Source organism: Anaerotignum sp. (assembly GCF_045122575.1).
In the GTDB taxonomy this organism is placed as follows: domain Bacteria; phylum Bacillota; class Clostridia; order Lachnospirales; family Anaerotignaceae; genus Anaerotignum_A.
Window position 1 is genome coordinate 1 of record NZ_JBGVHV010000054.1, and the last position, 4,313, is coordinate 4,313.

Sequence of the window (4,313 nt, forward strand, 5' to 3'; positions counted from 1 at the left end):
AATTCACAGCAGGCATTTTCTACATGGTCTGTAGAAAGAGCAAATACCTTCAATTCGCTGTAGTGGGTGGTCACTGCCGTTCTGATTTCTCTTTCCAGCAGGGCTTTGATGATAGCAATTGCCAGAGCCGCACCTTCTGTAGGGTCAGTACCGGCACCCAGTTCGTCGAACAGCACCAGAGAATTATCTGTCACCTGATCCATGATCCGCACGATATTTGTCATGTGGGCAGAGAACGTAGAAAGGCTCTGTTCAATGCTCTGTTCGTCCCCGATATCAGCAAAAACATTGTCGAATACTGCCAGTTCAGAATTGTCAAAGGCAGGGATATGCAGACCCGCCTGCCCCATCAGGGTAAACAGACCCAGTGTTTTCAGGGCAACTGTTTTACCACCCGTATTGGGGCCTGTGATCAGCAGTGTGGTAAACTCTTTCCCCAGATAAATATCTGTAGGCACTACTGTCTTGGGATCCAGCAGAGGATGTCTGCCTTTATGGATATCGATATATCCCTTTGTATTAAATACAGGCTGTGTGCCATCCATGGACATGGACAGAGCCGCTTTCGCAAAGATAAAATCCAGCTGTGTCAGAAGTTCCAGATTTCCTTCGATGGAAATCGCATTTGCCGTCACCAGATCAGACAGCATCAGCAGGATCTTTTCAATTTCTTCTTTTTCCTTTGCCTGCAGTTCCTTGATCTTATTGTTCAGCTGAATGACACTCAGCGGTTCCATAAACAATGTAGAACCCGTGTTGGACTGATCGTGGATCATGCCGGGGAAGGAACTTCTGTATTCCGCCTTAACGGGCACGCAGTATCTGTCATTTCTGATGGTAATAACAAAGTCCTGCAGCATATTTCTGTAGGCAGAAGAATTGATGACACTGTTCAGATGGTCTTTCACGCGGTCATTGGAAATTTTGATCTCCTTACGCACACTACGGAGCCCTGCGCTGGCATCGTCGGCAATTTCCGTTTCGGAAAGGATACAGCGGCTGATTTCATTTTCCAGTTTATCCAGCGGAATGATCAGATCGAAATATTCATCCAGACGAGGGTATACCTCATCCTTATTTTCTTTTCTGGCATAGTTCTTCACCTTGCGGCAAACGTATGCAAATTCCCCGATGGCCATCAGTTCCGCCACAGAAAGGATCCCCGCCATGGAAGCACGCTTCAGCTGCGGTCTGATCTCACGGAATCCCCCAAAGGAAGGCGCGCCTTTTTTCAAGGCCATCCCTGCGGCTTCTGTGGTTTCCTGCTGCCAGATGGCAATGTCGCTGATGGCAGAAGAAGGACGCAGTTCTGCTGCCCGCTCCTTCGCCATAGGAGAAACCGCATAGCCCACCAGTTTCTGTATGATCTTGTCATATTCTAACGTGTGTAATGCTTTTTCGTTCATCGTTTTACTCCATTTATATAAAAATCAATATTTAGCCTATAATATCACAAAAGTATAACACATTCTTTGTTTTCCTACAACGTTCTGACGGACAAATGCCTGCAAAACTGGCTGTTTACAAGGCTGCCGAAAACGGATTATAATAATTAGATATGAAAGAAACCATTCCTCGATTTACATAGAAAAGGTGACAATATGAAAGTAACGATCATCGGCGGCGGTGCAGCAGGCATGATGGCTGCCCTCTCTGCCAGAGAACAGGGCGCAGAAGTGACCATTCTGGAACGTCAGGCTCGTGTAGGCCGTAAACTCCTTGCCACAGGCAACGGCCGCTGCAACCTCTCCAACACAAAACTGACACTGAAAAATTACCACGGACAGGATGCAAAATTTGCAGACTTTGCCCTTTCCGCTTTCCCTGTGGAAAAAACACTGGAATATTTCGAGAATCTGGGTCTTATCACAACTGTGGAACCCAGCGGCAAGGTTTACCCTCTTTCCGATCAGGCGGGCAGTGTGGTAGATGTGCTCCGTCTGGCACTGGAAGAAGCAGGGGTAGAAGTGCGTACTTCCTTTGAAGTAACCGCTCTGAAAAGAGCTAAAAAAGGTAGTTTCCAGATCCTTTCCAGCGAAGAAACCCTGCAGGCGGATTCTGTCATTATCTGCTGCGGCGGCATGGCAGGCGGCAAACTGGGCGGCACCCAGAGCGGCTACGAACTGCTGAAAAGTATGGGGCACACCATGACAAAACTCTTTCCCGTACTGGTGCAGATCAAAACAGATGCCACTTATGTAAAAGCCCTGAAAGGCGTTCGTGCTGACGGTGCCGTTCTGGTAGAACGAAACGGCAAAGTTCTGGCGGAAAACGCAGGGGAAATCCAGTTCACGGATTTCGGCGTTAGCGGCCCCGCCATCTTTGAAATTTCCCGCGCCATCTCCACAGGAAAAACACCCATGACCATCCATCTGAATCTCCTCAGAAATCTGAGCCACGAAGAAGTGGTTTCCCTGCTCCATAACCGCAAAAAAATGATGCCTAACCAGACACTGGAAAATTTCCTGACAGGCATCCTCCATAACAGACTGGGCAGAACCATCCTGCGCTACGCAGGCTTCGGCTTCACAGACCCCATCCACACCCTGAAATCTTCCGATATCAAACGTATCGCCCATGCCATGCAGGATTTTGAAATTCCCGTCATCGGCGCTATGGGTTTTGATGCCGCACAGGTAACTGCAGGCGGTATCCGCACAGAAGAATTCAACCCTAAAGCCATGGAAAGTTATCTGGTGCCCAACCTTTACGCCGCCGGCGAAGTGCTGGATATCGACGGCGACTGCGGCGGGTTCAATCTGCAGTGGGCATGGGCCAGCGGTCATCTGGCAGGCAAACAGGCCGCACAGCAGAAAAAATCCCCTGCACCATATAAGAAAAAATGACAATAAAAAACCTCCCAAACGGGAGGTTTTTTGCTGAAGGGCTCAGCCCTATTATTTCATCCATTTGCCGTCCAGAATATCTTTCGCATCTCTGGTCAGAGGGAAGATATCTTTCTTTTCGATATATTTCAGATCGAATTTTCTGTTCAGTGCCGCAAAATGTTTCAGGCCAAAAGCAATGCGGTTCAGGTAGGAATATACACCGATGGCACCTGTACTGAAATCATTGGCTTCTTCGCCGTAAATATTGCGCAGTTCTCTCAGGTCGGGGAACAGTTCGTCCTTTGTGGAACCAAAACGCTGCAGTTCCAGAGGAAGCTGTCCTGCTTCCATCAGTTCGCCCACTTTTTTCGCACTCATGGCCGCCGCCATGGATGCACGGCAGATACCAACGGCACTCAGATAAGGTGCACCCAATGCCAGTGCTTTATAAACCTGATCTTCCATGGAGAAACCGCCTGTTACCGCAATATGAGGCAGTGTCACACCTTCATTTTCCAGTCTTTCCATGATATCATTCAGATAGCTCTGCATCACGCAGGTAGGCAGACACCATTCATTCATCATTTTGCAAGGGCTGTAACCGGAACCGCCGCCGGCACCGTCAAAGGTTACCATATCCACCTGCGCCGCCGCTGCGATCCGCAGAACATGTTCCAGATCGGCATAGTCATAACCAGCCATTTTGAAATATACATTTTTCAGGCCCATTTCACGCAGTTCGTTGATTCTGGGTACCAGATAATTTTCATCCCACATGGGCAGTCTTGCATAGGAACGGAAGTTTTCGCCGAAGCCTGCGTTATATTTTGCCACTACTTCAGGATCGGAAGGATCGGGCAGAACCAGCAGACCCTGTTCCTGGGCTTTCAGTGCCGCTTCCAGAGTCGCCAGTCGATTGACGGGCTGTGTCCCTTTTGCGGACTGACCGAATTTGAATTCGATGGCTTCACAGCCGCATTCCTTGATGGCATATTCAGGCACACCAATGCGGTCATCGTCCACATTCACCTGCAGGATGATCTGACCATAGCCACGATAATATTTGCGGAAGGCATCCAGAAATTCACCCAGTTTGGGGCAATGTACCACCTTGCCGTTTTCCAGTTTCAGTGTAGGGTCTTTTGTGCAGGCACCTTCCCCGATCACAGTCAGCACACCGGCCATAGCCGCGCCGCCGAAGTAATCCTGCCAGTTCAGTTTGATCAGCGCCGGCAGAATAATGGGCAGTTTCAGTTTTACAGGGTTCAGAGTACCGATTTCTGTTTCCAGATTGACATCACGGATAGTTGCCTTGTCAGAGTCCGCTTCTGCGCCCACTGCGCCAAATACGCGGCCATTGATATTGAAATGGGAGTAATCAATGGGGTATACCTTTTCAGATGCTACCTGATTATCCCCTGTTGTTGTAGGATAAACTGCATCTGCACCACGTACTGCAGAGATACCGATTTCGCAGGTACCTAC

3 protein-coding genes are annotated in these 4,313 nt (G+C 48.9%); 1 reads left to right on the forward strand and 2 read right to left on the reverse strand.

The window, feature by feature from the left end:
• On the reverse strand, window positions 1–1,406 hold a 1,406-nt coding region (locus ACJMLT_RS02470), incomplete at its 3' end, for an endonuclease MutS2 (RefSeq protein ID WP_405726075.1).
• Between the two features lie 195 nt (window positions 1,407–1,601).
• Here ACJMLT_RS02470 and ACJMLT_RS02475 point away from each other — a divergent pair.
• Window positions 1,602–2,846, forward strand: coding sequence for a BaiN/RdsA family NAD(P)/FAD-dependent oxidoreductase (locus ACJMLT_RS02475; protein WP_405726078.1), 1,245 nt, complete (start codon window positions 1,602–1,604; stop codon window positions 2,844–2,846).
• Between the two features lie 51 nt (window positions 2,847–2,897).
• Here ACJMLT_RS02475 and ACJMLT_RS02480 read toward each other — a convergent pair.
• Window positions 2,898–4,313: glutamate synthase-related protein (locus ACJMLT_RS02480; RefSeq protein WP_405726081.1), on the reverse strand; the 1,416-nt coding region annotated here is incomplete at its 5' end.

Excerpts from the sequence above, each read along its gene's own strand:
- ACJMLT_RS02475 (WP_405726078.1), top strand. The coding sequence starts at position 1,602 with ATGAAAGTAACGATCATCGGCGGCGGTGCAGCAGGCATGATGGCTGCC.